The following is an 18483-nucleotide window of genomic DNA, read 5'->3' as shown; positions in this document are numbered from 1 at the left end:
TTATGCTCCGCCGCCGTCGCCGGGCAATCGGTTCATCGGGAAGGAGCCCATCAGTGCAATTCGACCATGCATATCGATGGGGTCTGAAGGCCGCACAGGCCGGCTTGCCGCGTCACGCCAATCCCTACCGTGCCTCCCATGTTCGGGCAGCATGGGAGATTGGTTATGCAAGCCACGCAAGTGGCGGTCTCGAGCGATACCGCCACCGATAAATCCAGGAAACTTGGAGCCTGATGCCCGTAAACATCTGGGTGTAAAGAACGTCATGTGGCAAGCGGCCAAATCCCCTTCCCGCCTTCTCCATAAATCGGGGCGAGTTCCACCGTGTTGCGACCTGCGGCCTTGGCCCGATAGAGTGCCTCATCCGCGGCCTTGATCAGGAATTTCTGATCGGGATGGCCGGAATGCAGGGCAATGCCGATCGACGCGGTGACACTGAGGCCGCCCGAGCTTCCCGTTTCGAAAATATGGCCCTCCATATCTGCCCGAATGCGCTCCGCTATGTTGGCCGCAGCCTCGATGCCTGTCTCGACTAGGACGATCAGGAACTCCTCGCCCCCGTACCGGAAAACGAAGTCCGTCGCCCGGACATTCCCGACGATCACTTGTGCCACCTGCCGGAGGACTTCATCACCGACCTGATGGCCGTGCCGATCATTGATCGCCTTGAAGTGGTCGATATCGACCAGCATGACGCTGAGCGCTGTCCCGTTCTCCTTCGCGAATGTGACCTCGCGGCCAAGTATGGCAGGCAGGAAACGGCGGTTAAGGGCACGGGTCAGCGGATCGCGTCCTCCTTCCATGGTGCTTAATGTCTGGAAGAGATCAGCGACCAGGAAGGAAATTTCGTCAACTGCGGCGCGCAAATCCGCCAAGGCGGATGAGCCATCCTGACGCTTACGGGGAGCATCCAGCTCTGGCAGGAGCATCTCATCGATGCGCTCGACAAGTCGGACCACAGTGCTGAACTGCGCCGATTGCTCAAACATGAACTGTGCCCGATGCCGAAGCCAAAGTCCGAAGGCGGAATCGCCCAAGCGGAGCAACCCGCCACCAGGGCCAGCTTGCAGAAGCGCGAACAGTGTGTTCTGGCTCCACTCCATCAGGCTGGCGCGCTGCGTCTCTTTGTCGACTGCAGCGTCCTGATCCAGAGAGAAGAGCCGATAGGCTTCATCTAGTCTCGCTCTTGCCGTGGTGTCCTTTACATAGGACTGGCTGATGAGCATGACGGCCGTGTCCATTCGCGCATCAGCAAGTTGAAGCGCGCGAATGCCTACCAACGGATCGACTGCCTGACCCTGCAGCAATTCAGCGAGCCGTGTCTTGATCACCAGCGCGCCTGTCATTACGAGATGGACCGGAATCTTGATGCGAGCGTGGACTTCGCCAATGATCTTCTGGCGGGCCTGCTTTTCGGGGGAGTCGCGAATGTCCTGTCCGGAAAACAACTGCGTGAGCCACTCAATGAGGGAAGAGCTGAGCCTCTCCTGCACCACAGCGTGGTTCAGGAACTGGGCAGCCTCCTGGTCACGAAGCAGCGTATCGTAGAACAAAGCGACGAGTTCACGGCCATGTTCGGCAGCCATCTCCGCGAGAAGTTTGAGCGGCGCATGGGAGTGCCGGCTATGGGCGGGCAGCTTCGCCGACCCTTTGATCCGCTCTTCGTCCGTAAACATCAATGTGATCCCTTCCGCGCCCCTTTAAGGGCGATGCCTTACCCAGTCGACGTCCAATAGAATTGAGAGAATGCGCAGAACGTCAATCATGAGAAGGGCGCCCGGCAATTCTCGTCGTCATCGACCGAACTGCAGTATTTCGTGGCGATCGCTAGAGCACATACCCGCCATCGATCGTCAGACTGGCACCCGTCATGTAACCAGCCGCCGGGCTAATCAGATAGGAAACGAGCGACGCGACCTCCTCCGCTTTGCCGACCCGCCCAAGTGGAATGAGGTCGCGCAGGCGCGGAACCATCGCAGCCGTCAGATCGGTTTCGATCGGTCCCGGCTGGATGTTGTTGACCGTGATACGCCGGGGCGCGAGGTCGAGAGCGACGCCCTTGACCATGGTCGCGACGGCGGCCTTGGTCATGGCGTAGACGCTGCTGCCCTGCGAGCCAGTTCGAATAGCGGTGTTGCTGCCGATCGTGATCACGCGCCCGCCATCGCGCATCCGCGCGGTCGAAGCCTGGATGGCGAGGAAGACGCCGCGCACGTTGACGTCGAGCATCAGGTCGAGATCCTCGAGCGTGAACGCCTCGATTGTCGCGCGGCGAAGGACGCCGGCATTGACAACCACGACGTCGAGCATGCCCAACCGATCGACCGCATGCGCCACTGATGCGGTGATAGCATCGGCATCGGCGCTATCAGCCTGAATCGCGATGGCGCTGCGTCCCAGGCCGTTGATCGCTTGGACAACCTCAGCGGCGCGATCAGGTTGCGAGACATAGGTCAGCGCCAGATCGAAACCATCTCCGGCGAGCCGGTTTGCGATGGCGGCGCCAATGCCACGCGATCCCCCGAACACCATGGCGACCCGAGCGCTCACGGGATCAGCACCAACTTTCCGGTGGTCCTGCGGCTCTCCATATCCGCGTGGGCCTTCGCCGCATCCGCAAGGGCATATTCGCCGCCGATCCGGACCTTGAGCCTGCCGTCCGCGACCCACTGGAAGAGCTGCGCGGCATGCTTGCGAAGCAGTTCCGGGGTATGGATATGGTCGAAGAAGACGGCGTAGCCGATCTTGATGCTCCTGGGCAGGCTCATGATATCGAGTGGCCCTGGCCCACCCAGCACCGGGCCATACCAGCAGAAGGTGCCCGACCGGCGCAGGACGTCGAGTGAACCCTGAAACGTTGTCGGTCCCGATCCATCATAGACGACATGGACGCCCTCTCCATCGGTCAGGCGCAGGGCCTCTTCGGCAAATCGCCCTTCCGTATCGACAATGACGTGGTCGGCGCCCGCCTCCCGGGCGGTGGCGACCTTTTCTTCAGATGAGACCCGACCGATCACCTGGCCGCCGCGCAACTTGATGATCTGGGTCAGGAGCAGGCCAAGACCTCCTGCCGCAGCGTGAACGAAGGCGATATCACCGGGCAGGACCGGATAGAAGTCGGTCGCGAAATGGCTGGCGGTCAGCCCCTGCATCATGATCGAGGCCGCCGTTCGATCGTCGACCGCATCGGGAACCGGCACCAGCGACGTTGCCGGGATCGCGACCCGCTCAGCATAACTGCCGGGCGCATAGACCCAGGCGACACGCTGGCCGGGCTGAACAGCCTCGACGCCTTCGCCGACTGCCAGAACTCGACCGACGCCTTCGACGCCCAGGATCTTGGGATTGGGCATGTCAGTCCAGGCAATCCCCTGACGCACGCCGATATCCATGAAGTTGACCCCGGCAACCGCGATCTCGACCAGCGCCTCGCCCGGCCCGGCGACAGGCTCCGGTCGCTCGATCTGCTCCAGCACCTCGCGGCCACCGGTCGCGGTCATCACCACTGCTCGCATGTCTTTCTCCTATCTTGAATGATCGTTCAATAATTGTTCAAAAAAGGGGTCAGCGCAGCGCGCGCATGACCATCTCCTGCAGGGCAGCCAGGGTTGATCGGTCGGCGCCGCCACGCCCGGCGACGCGGATCCCGGCGATATTGGCGATCAGGAATTGCGCGAGAGCCTCGGGATCGAGGCTGGCTGCAACATCGCCCTCACGCTGCGCGTCGCGCATGCGCGAGGCGATGGCCATGTGCAACGTCCTGCCCAGTGCTGCATGGATATCGACAAGGTCCGGCCGCGATGCGCCGAACTCGCAGGTCGAGCCGACGCCGAGACAGGGCGTGGCTGCTGTCTCCACGACGCGCCGCAGCATGGCCCCGATCCCGTCAATGGCGCGCGCGCCGCTGCGAAGCGCCTCGAAATGCGCCGCGCATTCGCCCATGCCGTAGCGCCGCACCGCCGCGCAATAGAGCTGCCACTTGTCGCCGAAGGCCGCGTAGAGGCTCTGCCGCCCAATGCCCATGGCGTCCACGAGCATCTGCGCCGAACTGCCCTCATATCCATGCTCGCTGAACACGGTGATCGCACCGTCCAGGGCAGCATCCGTGTCGAATTCCCGAGGTCTTGCCATAGGTCATGTATAGCGATTCGGGAACGATCGTTCAAGTATGGATACTCGGTTTCCGTGCGACACCCTCAGCGGGAAGCAGCGACCGTGGCGCCTCCCGAGACGGACGAGAGTCGGCTAGTTTCGCTGGGCTTGGGTTCGCCCGGTCGCCGCGAGGATGAACGGATAGCCCGATGACCTCGGCCGCTGCGTTACCTCTTCGAGCGAGGCGAAGCTCGGGGCGTGCGGGCTTCAGCTTCCGCAGCCTCTCCACTCTGTTCCATATTCTTGAGATCGCGCTCAATGCGGAGCCGCGAGGCGCTGCAGTTCGGTTATGAACTCGTCGCCCCGACGGCCCGGTTGTGATGGGAGCGAGCACTGCGTGTTAAAGGTGTCTGATCGACGCCAGGCGTCGCGATCACTCACCAGCGGGACTGCCGTATTTTCAGAGGCGCTTCGCCCATCCTCTGCTGATCGTTCGATTTTTCGGCCGAACAGGCATTGTGCAAGTGCAACCCATAATATATGTTCAATTGAACATATCATGGAGTCTACATGCCGACAGAGGTCGCCATTCATCCTCTCCCGTCGCCCCGAGGCCGCAGGCAGAAGGATATGGTTGGTGGCAGACAGGAATTGCTGGCGGCTGCCATCTGCGCATTTTCGCATGACGGGTTCGAGCGCGCAGATCTGAGAGGAATCGCATCGGCCGCTGGCGTCAGTCAAAACCTCATCCGCGTGCATTTCGGAAGCAAAGCTCAACTCTGGAAAGCCTGCCTGGAAGCGATAACACAGAGCACGACCGGAATAATCGCGGAAATTTCCAAGATTGCCTCAGACGATAGCCGTTCGGTTCATGACCGACTTTGCGACGCGATTACGCGCATAATCTATTTTTATTCGGACCATCCCTATGTGAGGGATTTTGTCGTTCGGCACGCAGCGGATAGGTCTGAGCGGTCGACATTGGTTACGGAACAACTGATCCATCCTGCCTATGAAAGTTGTCGGACGCTTTACGAGGCCGGAATCGCTCAGGGCATAATCAGGGCCAGTCACCCTGCGCTCTTTTTCGCGTTGCTGAGCGCCGCTGCCAATCAACCCGCCAGCTTTCCTACTGTCCTGCGATCGCTTGCTCCCGAGATCCCTGAGGACGCCGCCCGAATTCTCATCGCAGAGACCATCGTCGAGACTTTGCTCCACGGCGAGCCATGCGCTCCGCCGCGGTGAACCTCAAAGGGGAGGTACTTAACCTTTCTGCAGGCTGCCGAGCGCCTGCGCAAAGAAACACAGCAGAGGGACTCGCCTGCTCGCAGGCATTGCCGCTCTGCCGCCGCAGGAGATTGAGCATGTCGATCGATGAACACCAAACCGACCCCCCTCGACGGCCTCGCCGAGACGCTCGATCACGCAGCGGCTGCCATGGTGGCTCAGGCAACGCATGGCCTGTCTCCCGCAACGCTTGTTCAGGCATGGTCGGACTGGGCGCTCCATCTCGCCATCTCTCCGGGCAGGCAGTTGCAACTGGCTACCAAGCTGGGTCGCAAATATATGCGACTGGCTGATTATGCAGCCCGGCGCGCCGGCGATCCCGACACCCTTCCCGCAATCGAGCCGCTGCCCCAGGACCGCCGCTTCGACGACCCTGCCTGGCGGGAACAGCCCTATGATCTTCTCGTGCAGGCATTTCTGCTGACCCAGCAATGGTGGCACGCCGCCACGACGGGCATAAAGGGCGTGGACCGTCATCATGAAGACATGGTTGCGTTCGCGGCCCGCCAAATCCTCGACATCGTCGCGCCGACGAACATTATCGCGGCGAATCCCGTGCTCCAGAAGCGGATCGTCGAAACAGGCGGGCGCTGCCTCATCGACGGCATCGAGCATCTTTTCGAGGACATGAGCCGCCTTGCACGAGGGGAATCACCGGCGGGAGTTGAGGCGTTCCCGGTTGGCGAGACTGTTGCCGCGACGCCAGGAAAGGTCGTCTATCGCAACGAACTGATCGAACTGATCCAGTATGAACCGACGAGCGGGATGGTCCATCCGGAGCCGGTGCTGATCGTGCCCGCCTGGATCATGAAATATTATATTCTCGATCTTTCGCCGGACAATTCGCTGGTCCGCTGGCTGGTGGGCCAGGGTTACACGGTCTTCGCCATCTCCTGGCACAATCCGGGCAGCGCCGACCGCAACCTCGACATGGACGCCTATCGACGGCTGGGCGCGATGGCAGCGATCGATGCCATCCACGCGATCTGCGGCGACGCGCATATCCACGCGCTGGGTTATTGTCTCGGGGGCACATTGCTGTCCATCGCCGCAGCCGCAATGGCGCGCGATGGCGACGACAGGCTGGCGAGCGTCACCCTGCTCGCGGCCCAGACCGAGTTCAGCGAACCCGGAGAACTTGGCCTTTTCATCGATGAGTCCCAGCTCAATCTGCTCGAGAACATGATGTGGAGCCGGGGCTATCTCGACAGCAGCCAGATGGGCGGTGCGTTCGAGATTCTGCGTTCGAACGATCTCGTCTGGTCGCGGATCCTCACCGAATATCTGATGGGCGAGCGTGCGCCCATGAACGATCTCATGGCGTGGAACGCCGACGGCACGCGCATGCCTTATGCCATGCACAGCCAGTATCTGCGCCGTCTGTTTCTCGATGATGATCTGGCCGAAGGCAAATACAAGGTCGACGGCCGGGCTATTTCCCTGTCGGCGCTGCGCAAACCGATGTTCATCGTAGGAACCGAACGCGACCATGTCGCGCCGTGGAAGTCGGTCCACAAGATCCACATGCTCTCCCCGGCCTCCATCCGCTTCGTGCTGACAAGCGGCGGTCACAATGCCGGCATTGTATCGGAGCCGGGCCACAGGGGGCGTCGCTACAGCGTGCTCGATCGTGTGGAAGACGGCCCCGTGCTCGACGCGGAGGAATGGCTTACGCGCGCCGAGCCGCATGAGGGAAGCTGGTGGACCGCCTGGAGCGAATGGCTGGTCGACCATTCGAGCGAGCCCGTCCCGCCTCCCCCGATGGGATCGCCCGACAAGGGATATCCCGCGCTCTATCCGGCACCTGGCCACTATGTGAAGGAGCGTTGAGCGATGGCCGGTCCAGCGATGATCGAAAACCGCACCTTCGATGAAATCGAAGTTGGCGACACCGCATCGGTCACACGAACGCTCGAGCCGGAAGACATTCAGCTTTTCGCCCTGGTGTCTGGCGACGTCAATCCGGCTCACCTCGACGCGCAATATGCCGCGACCGACATGTTCCGCCACGTCATTGCCCACGGCATGTGGGGCGGCGGCCTCATCTCCGCCGTCCTCGGAACGCAACTACCCGGTCCTGGCACCATCTATCTGGACCAGTCGTTGCGCTTCCGCCGCCCCGTCGCACCGGGCGACACGATCACCGCCTCGGTCACCGTCGTCGAGAAGCGTGCGGAGAAGAAAATCCTGATCCTCGACTGCCGCTGCGCCAACCAGCATGGCGAGGATGTCATCACTGGCCAGGCCCAGGTGATCGCGCCCGGCGAAAAGGTGCTGCGCCCGCGCGCGGAGCTGCCGGACGTTCGCCTCAACGATCATGACAAATATCGCCGGCTGATGGAGCTTGCCGGTGGTAGCGATCCGGTCCCGACGGCGATCGTGCATCCTTGCAGCGAAGCCGCCATCACTGCGGCGCTCGATGCGGCGCAAGCCGGATTGATCGCCCCGATCCTCATCGGGCCCGATGCGAAGATCAAGGCCGCAGCCACTGCGGCCTCGCGCGCGATCGACGGTTTCCGGATCGTGCCGGTGGCGCACAGTCATGCCGCAGCGGCCAAGGCGGTGGAACTGGTGCGCACGCGCGAAGCGCAGCTCGTCATGAAGGGATCACTGCACACGGATGAACTGATGGGCGCGGTAGTCTCTTCCGCTACAGGCCTTCGCACCGAACGACGGATCAGCCATGCCTATGTCATGGACGTGCCTGGCCGGCCGACACCGCTCATCATTACCGATGCCGCTATCAACATCGCCCCCTCCCTCGAGGAAAAGGCCGACATCATCCGCAACGCCATCGATCTCGCGCATGTGATCGGCATGGAGGCGCCCAAAGTCGCGATCCTCGCTGCGGTCGAAACCGTCAACCCGGCAATGCCTTCGACGCTGGATGCGGCGGCGCTCTGCAAGATGGCGGATCGCGGGCAGATCAGCGGCGGCATTCTCGATGGACCCCTCGCCTTCGACAATGCGGTCAGCGAGGCCGCGGCCAGGGAAAAGGGTATCGTTTCCGAAGTTGCGGGCCATGCGGAAATTCTGGTCGTGCCCAACCTCGAAGCCGGGAACATGCTGGCCAAGCAGCTCACATTCCTGGGCGGCGCCGACGCGGCCGGTATCGTGCTTGGCGCGCGCGTGCCGATCATCCTGACGAGCCGTGCCGACAGCCTGCGCACGCGTCTCGCGTCCTGCGCAGTGGCGGTGCTGATGGCGCGCGCCGTGACGCCGGCAGCCCCTGGATTGCCCGGGGGCAAGAGTGCATGAAGGCGGTCGTCAGCCTCAATTCCGGCTCGTCGAGCATCAAATTCTCTCTCTTCGCCATGGAGCCGGGAGGCAGCCTCCAACTCGCGGCCGGCGGAAAGATCGAGAAAATCGGGATAGTGCCAGCGCTGAAGGCCCGAAGGACGGACGGTACGATCCTGCTCGATCGCACCTGGCCGGATGGCGCAGGCCTTACCCACGCCGACTTGCTGGCCGATCTTTTTTCCTGGGCGATGCAGCATCCACTTGAAGGCTATGAGATCGCCGCCATCGGACACCGCATCGTCCATGGCGGCACAGAATTTTCCGTCCCGCGGCGCATCGATTCTGAATTGATCGACAAGCTGGAAGCACTTTGTCCGCTGGCGCCCCTGCATCAGCCCCATAACCTGGCTGCCGTCCGGGCGATCACCAAGCTTGATCCCGACCTGCCTCAGGTCGCCTGCTTCGACACCGCTTTCCATCATGACAAGCCAGCCCTTGCCTCTCGTTTCGCAATCCCCCGTGCGCTTCACGACCAGGGCATCCGTCGCTACGGTTTTCACGGCCTTTCCTATGAATATATCGCCCGGCGCCTCGCCGCGATCGACCCGGCGCTGGCCTCGGGCAAGGTCATCGCCGCACATCTGGGCAATGGCGCGAGCCTTTGCGCCATGGCGGCGGGGCAAAGCGTCGACACGACCATGGGGTTCACCGCGCTCGACGGTTTGATGATGGGCTCCCGCTCGGGCAGTCTCGACCCCGGTGTCGTGTTGCATCTCATGACGCAGATGGGCATGGGCGCCAAGACGATAGAGGATATGCTTTACAGGCAATCGGGCCTTCTGGGCGTGTCGGGCATTTCCAGCGACATGCGCACGCTTGCCGCGAGCGACGCACCCGAAGCGAAAGAAGCGATTGATCTCTTCGCCTGGCGGGTAGCCCGTGACACCGGCGCCCTTGCCGCTTCGCTGGAGGGTGTGGACGGGATCATCTTTACTGCTGGCATCGGCGAAAATGACGCGGGCATGCGCAGTCTTATTGGTCGCCGGCTCCAATGGCTGGGCCTTGAGATCGATGATCGCGCCAATGCTGCAGGTGAGACGCTGATCAGCGCCCCCGAGAGCCGGATCAAGGCCCTCGTCATCCCCACCGACGAGGAACGCATGATCGCAATTCACACGCTCAGCCTGCTGCAGGAGACCGCCCAATGACACCGCTTGTAGATCTGACCGGCAAGCGCGGCCTCGTCATCGGGATCGCATACGAACATAGCATCGCGACAGGATGCGCGGAGGCATTTGCCCGGTGCGGCGCCCGGCTTGCCGCCACCTATCTCAACGAAAAGGCAAAGGACTGGGTCCAGCCTGTCGTCGACCAGCTCGGCGTCGAATGGACTGCGCCGTGCGATGTACGCATCCCCGGCGAACTCGAGGCGCTTTTCGGCCAGGTGCAAGAACGCTGGGGTGGCCTCGATTTCCTGCTGCACTCGATCGCCTTCGCGCCGAAGGAGGATCTCCACGGTCGGGTGGTCGACAGCAGTGCGCAAGGCTTCTCGACGGCGATGGACGTGTCCTGCCACAGTTTCCTTCGCATGGCGAAGCTCGCCGAACCGCTGATGGCAACGGGCGGATGCCTGCTTTGCGTGACCTTCTATGGTTCGGAGCGGGTGGTCGAACACTATAACCTGATGGGTCCCGTCAAGGCGGCCCTGGAAAGCGCAACGCGCTATGTCGCCGCGGAACTGGGCGCCAAAGCCATTCGGGCACACGCTATTTCACCAGGGCCGATTGCCACCCGCGCCGCAAGCGGAATCGACCGGTTCGACGAGTTGCTCGATCGGGCTGCCGCGCAGGTTCCCGCAGGAAAATTGGTTGACGTAAGCGACGTCGGCGCGCTGGCCGCCTTCCTCGTCAGCGATGCCGCGAAGCGGATCACCGGCACGATCATTCCGGTCGATAACGGGCAGCATCTTTTCGCGTGATCGTTCGGGCTGCCCCTCTTGCCCTCGCAGCCAGCGCCGTACTGGCGTCGCAGGCGCACGCGCAAGCTGCTCTGGAGTATGTCGTCCAGCGCGCAGGCAACCGCGATCAGAGCGGACATATCCTTGTCGATGTGCGCGTTCTCAATGCCGGGGCGGCCGCGCAGGAGGTTCGCCTTCCCGACGAGGTTGCGGCCGATCTGGTCAGCAACGGCACGTATCGAAAGGTCTGGCTGCAACGAGGCGAAAAACAGGCTGCGGTTCTGACGATCCGGGCCAATGGCTTTGCGGCGGCGCGCTACCGGATCGACTTTCAGGACGTCATGGACGGCGCGGCCTTGTCCATTCCCTCCTGGTCAACGCAGCAAATCCTCCTGACGATCGGCGTCGATCCTGAGGCCGACCGCTCTGCCCCGGTCGCCCTGACTGCCGCGCCCTCGCTCACGCCTCCGACCTCTCCGCAGATATCGCCAGACTCCGTCACACCATCGCCGACAGACCGAACCCGGGGCAATGCTTTCATCCCCAATCTCTCGGTCTACGAACCGATCTATGCGGTCTATGGCCCCGGCACCAACACCGACGCACGCATCCAGATCAGTTTCAAATATCAGCTGTTCGGAAGTCGAGCGCGGATGGACCGCTCTCCCTCGCTGATCGACGGCCTCTATTTCGCCTATACCCAGCGCATGTTCTGGGACGTGGCGGCGAAATCCTCGCCCTTCCGCAATATCGATTATCAACCCGAGCTCTTCTATCTCTCGCCTGCCCTGCCCGTGTCAGATAAGGCCACGATCAGCGGCCAGATCGGCCTTCGCCATGAGTCCAATGGACGCGATGGCGCAGCCTCGCGCAGCCTCAACATGCTCTATCTGGCCCCGATGGCCGGCTTCTCGCTCGGCGAGGACCGAAGGCTGACGATCGCGCCGCGGCTGTGGCTCTATCTCGGAAACCTTTCGGACAATCCTGACATTCGCCGATATCGCGGCAATAGCGGGCTTTTCATTGAGGCCAGCGAGGATGATGGGCTGCGCGTCTCGGCTTCTACCCGTCTCAACCTGGGTAGCGGCAAGGGAGCTCTGACCGCCGAGCTCTCCTACCCGTTCCGGCGTATCCTGGGCGGAGGCCCGGACTTCTATCTCTTCGGCCAGGGCTTCACCGGCTATGGCGAAAATCTGCTCGACTATAACAAGCACGTGACGCGCCTGCGGATCGGCGTGGCGCTCGTGCGATGAACGCTCAAGGAGGTATAGCGTGAAGCTGCGGGGCCCTATCGTCATTCCCATTCTGGCCGTCGTCCTCATCGCCCTGGCTTTCGGGCTGTGGTGGATGTTTGGACGCACCGACAAGCTCCCCGATACCATCGTGCGCGGCAACGGCCGTCTCGAGATGACGCGCACCGATATTGCCGCCAAATATCCTGGCCGCCTGATGTCGCTTGACGTCCATGAAGGTGATCTCGTCGGGGCGGGTCAGGTCATCGCCCGGCAGGATGATGTAGACCTCAAAACCCAACTCGCCGGAGCGCTTGCCAAGCGCGAACAGGCAGTATCCGCCCTCATGCGCGCGCAAGGGGAGCTCGCCGCGCGGGACAGTCAGGCTCAGCTCGCCCGCATCGACTGGGTCGAGACCGGCAAGCTGCGGGAGCGTGACATGGTCTCGAACGTCGAGCTGGAGCAGCGTCGCCTGGCCTTGGTTGCTGCGCAAGGTGGCGCCCAGGCGGCGGGCGGCGGTGTCGGCGAGGCACGCTCGGCCATTGCCCAGGCCGACGCCCTGATCGCGCAAACCAGAGCCGGCCTTGCCGACCTGCGGATCATCGCACCGACGCCCGGGCGCGTCGAATATCGGATCGTCGAGCCTGGAACCATGTTGCCACCGGGCGGCAAGATCGTGTCGCTGGTCAATGCCGAGGATGCCTGGCTCACCATCTTCCTGCCCGCTTCGGTCGCCGGCAAGATCAGGATCGGCGACGAGGCACGCATTCTTCCGCAGGGTTTTGGCGACGCCATTCCCGCGCGCGTCAGCTTCGTGGCGCCCGATGCGCAGTTCACGCCAAAATTCGTCGAGACGGCCAGCGAACGCGAGAACCTGTCCTACCGGGTGAAGCTGCAGATCGCGCCTGATCTCGCCCGTGGCCTGGACGGAAGGCTGAAAGCCGGCATGACGGCGGACGGGTTCGTGCGCACCGATACGCGCCAGCCCTGGCCCGACCTCACCAAGATCGACAAATGATCCCGCCCGCTCAGATCCTCCCCGAAGAGGCGATACGGATCGAAAGCCTTTCGCATCGATATGGCGGTATCATCGCCCTGAACGAGGTTTCGCTCTCCCTGCCCAAGGGGAAGACCACCGCGCTGGTCGGGCCCGATGGCGTAGGCAAGTCGACGCTGCTCGGCCTCATATCCGGCGTGAAAAAGCTGCAAACGGGACGTCTTTCGGTTCTCGGCTTCGATCTCACCGAGCGTCGCAAGCGGGAGGAGTTCCTTTCCCGCGTCGCCTATATGCCCCAGGGGCTTGGTCGCAATCTCTACCCGACGCTTTCCGTCCGCGAGAATATCGACTTCTTTGGTCGCCTCTTCGGACTGTCTGCAGTCGAGCGGGAAGCGCATATGCGGCGCTTGCTGGACGCGACGGGGCTTGCACCCTTTCCGGACCGGCCCGCCGGCAAACTTTCGGGCGGCATGAAGCAGAAGCTGGGCCTGTGTTGCTCGCTGGTGCACGATCCGGATCTGCTCATCCTCGACGAACCCACCACGGGGGTAGACCCTCTTTCACGACGGCAGTTCTGGAAACTGGTGGATGCGATGTGCGCGGAGCGGCCGGACATGACCGTGCTGGTCTCCACGGCTTACATGGAAGAGGCAGAGCGCTTTGGCCACCTCGTGGCGATGGACGATGGCAAGGTGATCGCGCAAGGGGATACGCGCGAGATCATGCGTGACGCGGGCGCGGATACGCTCGAAGCCGCCTATGTTCGCCTGCTTCCGCAAGACAAGCGGCCATCGGGCGACGCGCTGGTCGTGCCGGCCTGGCAGGACAAGGGCGAAGCGCCGGCAATCGAGGCGCATGATCTGACGCGGCGCTTTGGTGATTTCGTAGCGGTCGATCATGTGAGCTTTCGCATCGGACGCGGCGAGATATTCGGTTTTCTGGGCTCGAACGGCTGCGGCAAGACCACGACCATGAAGATGCTGACCGGCCTGCTCGATGCGACGGACGGAACGGCCAGCCTTTTCGGGCGGCCGATCGCCCCCGGAGACATGGAGACGCGCATGCGCGTGGGCTATATGTCGCAGGCCTTCTCGCTCTATGAAGAGCTTTCGGTTCGCCAGAACCTGGTCCTTCATGCGCGGCTCTATCGCGTGCCACGCAAGCAGGCAGGCGAACTGGTTTCGGCCGCGCTTGCCCAGTTCGAGCTCGAAGCCCATGCCGATGCCGTTCCCGCCGCTCTGCCGCTCGGCATACGGCAACGCCTGCAACTCGCCGCCGCCTGCCTCCATCGACCCGAGATCCTGATCCTGGACGAGCCCACGTCCGGCGTCGATCCGGCGGCGCGCGACATGTTCTGGCGCCATCTGATCCGCCTCTCGCGCGATGAAGGGGTAACGATCTTCGTCTCCACCCACTTCATGAACGAGGCGGAACGGTGCGACCGCATATCGCTGATGCATCGCGGGCGGGTTCTGGCGGTCGGCGCGCCGACGGAACTCACACAGCGATATGATGCGCAGCGGCTCGAGGATGCTTTTATCGCTGTCCTCGAGAAGGATAATGACGAAGCGCCGACTGCTTCCGCCCATCTGCCGGTCGATGCTTCGGTCGCTTCGTCCACTCCTGCCGCCGGTGCGCGATCGACGGCTCCCGGCCGGCCGCGATTACCAACCGCTGCCGGCAGCTGGCCGGGCTTCGCCTGGGCCTTTGCCCGGCGCGAAGCGACCGAACTCATGCGCGATCGCATCCGGCTCGCCTTCGCGCTGATCGGCCCGATCATCCTGCTGTGCATTGCAGCCTACAGCATTTCCTTCGACGTCCAGAATATCCGCCTTGCCGTTCTCGATCATGACCGCAGTGCCGCCAGCCGTGACCTGCAACTTTATTTTGAAGGGTCACGCTATTTCCGGGTTGAGCCCGAACTTGCGAGCGACGCGGCCGCCGATCAGGCGCTGCGCGAGGCATCGACCAAGATGGTGCTGGACATACCCCCCGGCTTCGGACGCGATCTGACCGCAGGGCGGCGGCCCGCGGTCGACGTGCGGATCGACGGCGCGAGTCCTTTCCCCGCGTCGAACGCCCGCGCTTATGCCGAGGCTGTTCTCCTTCGCTACGCAATGGACCAGTTGCGGTCCGCGCAGCCCTTCGCTGTGCCTGATCTCTCGTCCACAATCGAACCGCGCTTCATCTACAATCAGGAGTTTCGCAGCATCTACGCCATGGCGCCGGGCGTCCTGATGCTCTGCATGATCCTCATTCCCGCGATGCTGACGGCCCTTGGGGTCGTGCGCGAAAAGGAAATCGGCTCGATCACCAATCTCTACGCTTCGCCGGCGAGCCTGGGCGCATTCCTGGTCGGCAAGCAGATGCCCTATGCCCTTCTTGCGATGACCAGTTTCGTGACGCTGATCCTGGTGACTGTCTTCATTTTGGGAGTACCGCTCAAGGGGTCCTTGCCGGCCCTTCTGATCGGCGGGTTCCTCTTCATTCTGTCTGTCACCGGGCTGGGGCTGATGATCTCGGCCTTTGTGCGCTCGCAGGTCGCCGCCATCTTCGCGACATCCCTCATCTGTCTTATTCCGTCGGTGAACTTCTCCGGGCTCCTTTACCCCGTTTCCACCCTGACAGGCCCGAGCCATATCATCGGGCTGACCTTCCCCTCCTCCTGGTTCCAGATCGTCAGTCTCGGCACATTCACCAAGGGTCTGGGCATGGCCAGTTTCGGCCAGGCCTATCTGGCCCTGATGGCGCTCGCATTCCTCTTCGTGGGCGGCGCACGCCTGATGCTGGGAAAGCAGGAGAAATGACGCGCTGGATTCTCAACGTTGCGCTTCTGAGCGGCAAGGAACTGCGCAGTGTCATGAAGGATGTGACGCTGATGGCGCTTATCCTCTTCGCTTTCACCGTGGCGATCCAGCTTGTTGCGAACGGGGTACGCGCAGAGGTCATGAACGCTTCGGTCGCGATCATGGACGAGGATCATTCCGAACTGTCGCGCCGGCTGCGCGATGCCATCCAGCAGCCCTATTTCAAACCACCCGAGGACATCGAGCGATCCGCGATCGGCCCTGCGATGAACAGCGGAAAATATATCTTCGTCATCGAAATCCCGCCCCGCTTCGAAGCCGATACGCTCGCGGGCCGGTCGCCTTCCGTCCAGATTCTCGTCGACGCGACCGCCATGACGCAGGCAGGTCTGGGCGCTGCCTATTTCCAGCAGATATTCGCGCAGGAAACGCTCGACTTCCTCCATGCCCGGGGCCTCCTGGAGGCGCTGCCGGTCCAGGTCGAAAGCCGGATGCATTTCAATCCCAACGCCCAGTCGGCCTGGTATACCTCGGTCATGCAGATCGTCACCAACGTGACGGTGCTCTCGATCATCCTCGTCGGCGCGGCGGTGATCCGTGAGCGTGAGCATGGCACGATCGAGCATCTGCTGGTGATGCCCGTGCGCGCCAGCGAGATCGCCTTCGCCAAGATCCTTGCCAACGGCCTCGTCATCCTGCTGGCCTCGATCGCGTCCCTCTGGTTCGTCGTTCATGGCGTTCTGGGCGTGCCGCTGACCGGATCTCTCCTGCTCTTCACTGCCGCGATGTTTCTCTACCTCTTCTCGGTCACCTCGCTCGGCATGTGGATGGCAACGCTCGCGCCATCCATGCCGCAGTTCGGGCTCTTCGCAGTGCCCGTCTACGCCATCGCTTATCTGCTCTCGGGAGCGGCAACGCCGCTCGAGAGCATGCCCTCGGCGATCCGGACGATTGCGCTATGTCTGCCGACCACCCAGTTCGTCAGCCTCTCCCAGGCGATCCTCTATCGCGGCGCGGGCGTGCGAACGATCCTGCCGGAACTCGCGATCATCTGCGGCTCGGGCGTGTTCTTCGTGGCGATGGCCGTCAGCCGCTTCCGTTCGATGCTCTCAAGGCAGGGCTAAAGGTCATGGATGACATCACCCAGGAAAATCAGAATGCATAGCCAATTGCTTCCTCCATCGCTCGCGCTGCTGCTCACCGCTTGCGCCAGCGTCCCGAACACGCCCGCGCACGCGCCACGCATCACTCCGCCCAATCGCCTGGATGCGGCGGCGGCGAACGACGCGGCAATAACCGGGACAGACCGCTGGTGGACGGCGTGGGGCGATCCCGCTCTTGATGCGCTGGTCGAGAAATCGCTCGAAGCAAACGCCGATATCCGCGCTGCAAAGGCCCATGTCGCCGCCGCGCGTGCGCTAGTCACTGTCGCGGAATCGGCGCTTTATCCTACCGTTGCCGCAAATGGCACAGCGTGGGCCAGTCAGAGCGATGCCGGGATCGATGACAAGTGGCAGGCCATGCTGCCGTCGCTGTCCGGAAACAGCGGCAGTGGATATCTGGTGGGTCTTGGAGCCACCTGGGAGGCTGACCTGTTCGGTGGACGCCATGCCGACGCCGAAATGGCGCGCGCGCTTTCCGAAAGCACCGCACGAACGGCCGATGGCGTCAGGCTCATGGTCGCCGCCGATGTCGTCGAAAATTATCAGCAGCTGCAGGGGCTGAGGCGGCGCCTCGATGTCCTCGATCGCAGCGAGGCTACGGCCAGTCGCCTTGTCGATTATGCGGCCGCCCGGCAGCGGACGGGCGCCGCGACAGCGGCCGATGTCACCCGCGCCCGCAATGGACTGGAGGCGCTGCGCGCCTCCCGCCCGGCCCTCACATCCCTCGTCGATGCGCGCAAGCGGCGACTGGCCGTGCTGGCGGGCGACGTCCCCGAACAGGCGCCGGATATGGTCGCCTCCGCCACTTTTGAGACGCCAGATGCGCCCACCGGGCAACTTCCTTCCGACATTCTTGATCGCCGGCCTGATGTCGCGGCGCGATCATGGCTGGTGAACGCGCGTGCGGCGCGCCTCAAGAGCCTGAAGGCCGATCTGCTTCCGCGCTTCGCCATCCATTTTCTGGGGCAGAACGGGCATATCGAACTGGGCGCCCTGCCGGGCTATGGCGGAACCGGAGGTCTGGTCGGCCTTTCCGCATCGATGCCGCTTTTCAATGCCGGAAGGTTGCAGGCCAGTGTCAAGGCGGGCGATGCCGAACTTGAGGCTGCTCTCGCCAATTATGACCAGGCCATGCTGTCGGCGCTCGAGGAAGTTGAATCCGCTTATGGTTTTCGGGCGGGGCTGGACGAACGCCTGGCCGGGCTTATCCGTACATCCGACATGGCCCGCCGACGCGCCGACCAGCTGGCGATATTGTACGATGCCGGACGCACGCAGTTGGGCGATGTGTTGCAGGCCCGATTGGATGCGCTCTCGGACGAGGACAAGATGGAACAGACCCGCATCGCACAAGGAACGGCAACCGTTCAGCTCTATCGTGCACTGGGGGGCGGCTGGTAAGGTTGCGCCGGGCCGCTCGGCCAGCGTCGAGGTCTGCTTTTCCGCCTTTTGAGGGCCACGCAGATCGACGAACTCAGCTGACCGATCACGACAAAATGCAGGTCGCTGAGTGACGCTGCAGGATCAACCTCATGATGTGACTGGGAAAAATGCGGCCTCGTATCAATTTTCCAGTCATCAATTAGGTGCCAGGCACAGTGGAATAAAATCTAAAGGTCAACTGTGCTATTCCTGCTTTAGAGCTATGAGAGCGCGCATGCGCCGAACAGAATAGGTGAGCCATGAAGGAGTTTCTCGAACGTGCGGC

General features: G+C 62.7%; 14 protein-coding genes. 10 read left to right on the top strand and 4 right to left on the bottom strand.

Annotated features, from left to right (window positions below; all coding sequences use genetic code 11):
• Positions 1-263 precede the first annotated feature (263 nt).
• The 4 genes from OKA11_RS21995 to OKA11_RS21980 all read right to left on the bottom strand — a co-directional run bounded on the left by OKA11_RS21995 (position 264) and on the right by OKA11_RS21980 (position 4131).
• Positions 264-1676, bottom strand: a complete 1413-nt coding sequence (locus OKA11_RS21995; RefSeq protein ID WP_036526763.1) for a diguanylate cyclase — start codon at positions 1674-1676, stop codon at positions 264-266.
• A gap of 151 nt (positions 1677-1827) precedes the next feature.
• Entirely contained in the window at positions 1828-2550 is a 723-nt protein-coding gene (locus OKA11_RS21990) for an SDR family oxidoreductase (protein ID WP_232016162.1), read from the bottom strand.
• Positions 2547-3515, bottom strand: coding sequence for a quinone oxidoreductase family protein (locus OKA11_RS21985; RefSeq protein WP_004207066.1), 969 nt, complete (start codon positions 3513-3515; stop codon positions 2547-2549). Before OKA11_RS21985 ends, OKA11_RS21990 begins: the two co-directional genes overlap by 4 nt.
• Before the next feature lie 49 nt (positions 3516-3564).
• On the bottom strand, positions 3565-4131 hold the full coding sequence (locus OKA11_RS21980; RefSeq protein WP_004207065.1) for a TetR/AcrR family transcriptional regulator: 567 nt from the start codon (positions 4129-4131) through the stop codon (positions 3565-3567).
• 531 nt (positions 4132-4662) lie between these two features.
• Between OKA11_RS21980 and OKA11_RS21975 the strand changes: the two genes are divergently transcribed.
• The 10 genes from OKA11_RS21975 to OKA11_RS21930 all read left to right on the top strand — a co-directional run bounded on the left by OKA11_RS21975 (position 4663) and on the right by OKA11_RS21930 (position 18176).
• Positions 4663-5337, top strand: a complete 675-nt coding sequence (locus OKA11_RS21975) for a TetR/AcrR family transcriptional regulator (protein WP_017503672.1) — start codon at positions 4663-4665, stop codon at positions 5335-5337.
• 129 nt (positions 5338-5466) lie between these two features.
• Positions 5467-7209 (top strand): PHA/PHB synthase family protein, encoded by a 1743-nt coding sequence (locus OKA11_RS21970; RefSeq protein ID WP_267224316.1) that lies wholly within the window; start codon positions 5467-5469, stop codon positions 7207-7209.
• A 3-nt stretch (positions 7210-7212) separates the two neighbouring features.
• Positions 7213-8637 carry a bifunctional enoyl-CoA hydratase/phosphate acetyltransferase gene (locus OKA11_RS21965; protein ID WP_267224314.1) on the top strand — a complete coding sequence of 475 codons (1425 nt, stop codon included), beginning with the start codon at positions 7213-7215 and terminating at the stop codon, positions 8635-8637.
• Positions 8634-9827: an acetate/propionate family kinase gene (locus OKA11_RS21960; protein WP_004207060.1), complete on the top strand. Its 1194-nt coding sequence runs from the start codon at positions 8634-8636 to the stop codon at positions 9825-9827. Before OKA11_RS21965 ends, OKA11_RS21960 begins: the two co-directional genes overlap by 4 nt.
• A complete protein-coding gene (gene fabI / locus OKA11_RS21955) occupies positions 9824-10597 on the top strand; it encodes an enoyl-ACP reductase FabI (RefSeq protein ID WP_017503207.1) in 774 nt (257 codons plus the stop codon). The genes OKA11_RS21960 and fabI overlap by 4 nt, the downstream gene beginning before the upstream one ends.
• Entirely contained in the window at positions 10594-11829 is a 1236-nt protein-coding gene (locus OKA11_RS21950; RefSeq protein WP_036526765.1) for a phospholipase A, read from the top strand. Before fabI ends, OKA11_RS21950 begins: the two co-directional genes overlap by 4 nt.
• Before the next feature lie 19 nt (positions 11830-11848).
• Positions 11849-12826 carry an HlyD family secretion protein gene (locus tag OKA11_RS21945; protein WP_017503206.1) on the top strand — a complete coding sequence of 326 codons (978 nt, stop codon included), beginning with the start codon at positions 11849-11851 and terminating at the stop codon, positions 12824-12826.
• On the top strand, positions 12823-15612 hold the full coding sequence (gene rbbA, locus OKA11_RS21940) for a ribosome-associated ATPase/putative transporter RbbA (protein ID WP_267224305.1): 2790 nt from the start codon (positions 12823-12825) through the stop codon (positions 15610-15612). The genes OKA11_RS21945 and rbbA overlap by 4 nt, the downstream gene beginning before the upstream one ends.
• A complete protein-coding gene (locus tag OKA11_RS21935) occupies positions 15609-16736 on the top strand; it encodes an ABC transporter permease (RefSeq protein WP_017503204.1) in 1128 nt (375 codons plus the stop codon). Before rbbA ends, OKA11_RS21935 begins: the two co-directional genes overlap by 4 nt.
• A gap of 33 nt (positions 16737-16769) precedes the next feature.
• Positions 16770-18176, top strand: coding sequence for an efflux transporter outer membrane subunit (locus OKA11_RS21930; RefSeq protein ID WP_048939165.1), 1407 nt, complete (start codon positions 16770-16772; stop codon positions 18174-18176).
• Positions 18177-18483 lie beyond the last annotated feature (307 nt).

The sequence above is a fragment of the Novosphingobium clariflavum genome (genome assembly GCF_026420865.1).
Lineage (GTDB): Bacteria > Pseudomonadota > Alphaproteobacteria > Sphingomonadales > Sphingomonadaceae > Novosphingobium > Novosphingobium clariflavum.
This window is presented reverse-complemented; position numbering and strand designations above follow the sequence as displayed.

Bases quoted from the DNA above. Each gene is read 5' to 3' on its own strand.
- OKA11_RS21995 (WP_036526763.1), bottom strand. From the start codon at position 1,676: ATGTTTACGGACGAAGAGCGGATCAAAGGGTCGGCGAAGCTGCCCGCC.
- OKA11_RS21985 (WP_004207066.1), bottom strand. From the start codon at position 3,515: ATGCGAGCAGTGGTGATGACCGCGACCGGTGGCCGCGAGGTGCTGGAG.
- OKA11_RS21980 (WP_004207065.1), bottom strand. From the start codon at position 4,131: ATGGCAAGACCTCGGGAATTCGACACGGATGCTGCCCTGGACGGTGCG.
- OKA11_RS21975 (WP_017503672.1), top strand. From the start codon at position 4,663: ATGCCGACAGAGGTCGCCATTCATCCTCTCCCGTCGCCCCGAGGCCGC.
- OKA11_RS21970 (WP_267224316.1), top strand. From the start codon at position 5,467: ATGAACACCAAACCGACCCCCCTCGACGGCCTCGCCGAGACGCTCGAT.
- OKA11_RS21965 (WP_267224314.1), top strand. From the start codon at position 7,213: ATGGCCGGTCCAGCGATGATCGAAAACCGCACCTTCGATGAAATCGAA.
- OKA11_RS21960 (WP_004207060.1), top strand. From the start codon at position 8,634: ATGAAGGCGGTCGTCAGCCTCAATTCCGGCTCGTCGAGCATCAAATTC.
- fabI (WP_017503207.1), top strand. From the start codon at position 9,824: ATGACACCGCTTGTAGATCTGACCGGCAAGCGCGGCCTCGTCATCGGG.
- rbbA (WP_267224305.1), top strand. From the start codon at position 12,823: ATGATCCCGCCCGCTCAGATCCTCCCCGAAGAGGCGATACGGATCGAA.
- OKA11_RS21935 (WP_017503204.1), top strand. From the start codon at position 15,609: ATGACGCGCTGGATTCTCAACGTTGCGCTTCTGAGCGGCAAGGAACTG.
- OKA11_RS21930 (WP_048939165.1), top strand. From the start codon at position 16,770: ATGCATAGCCAATTGCTTCCTCCATCGCTCGCGCTGCTGCTCACCGCT.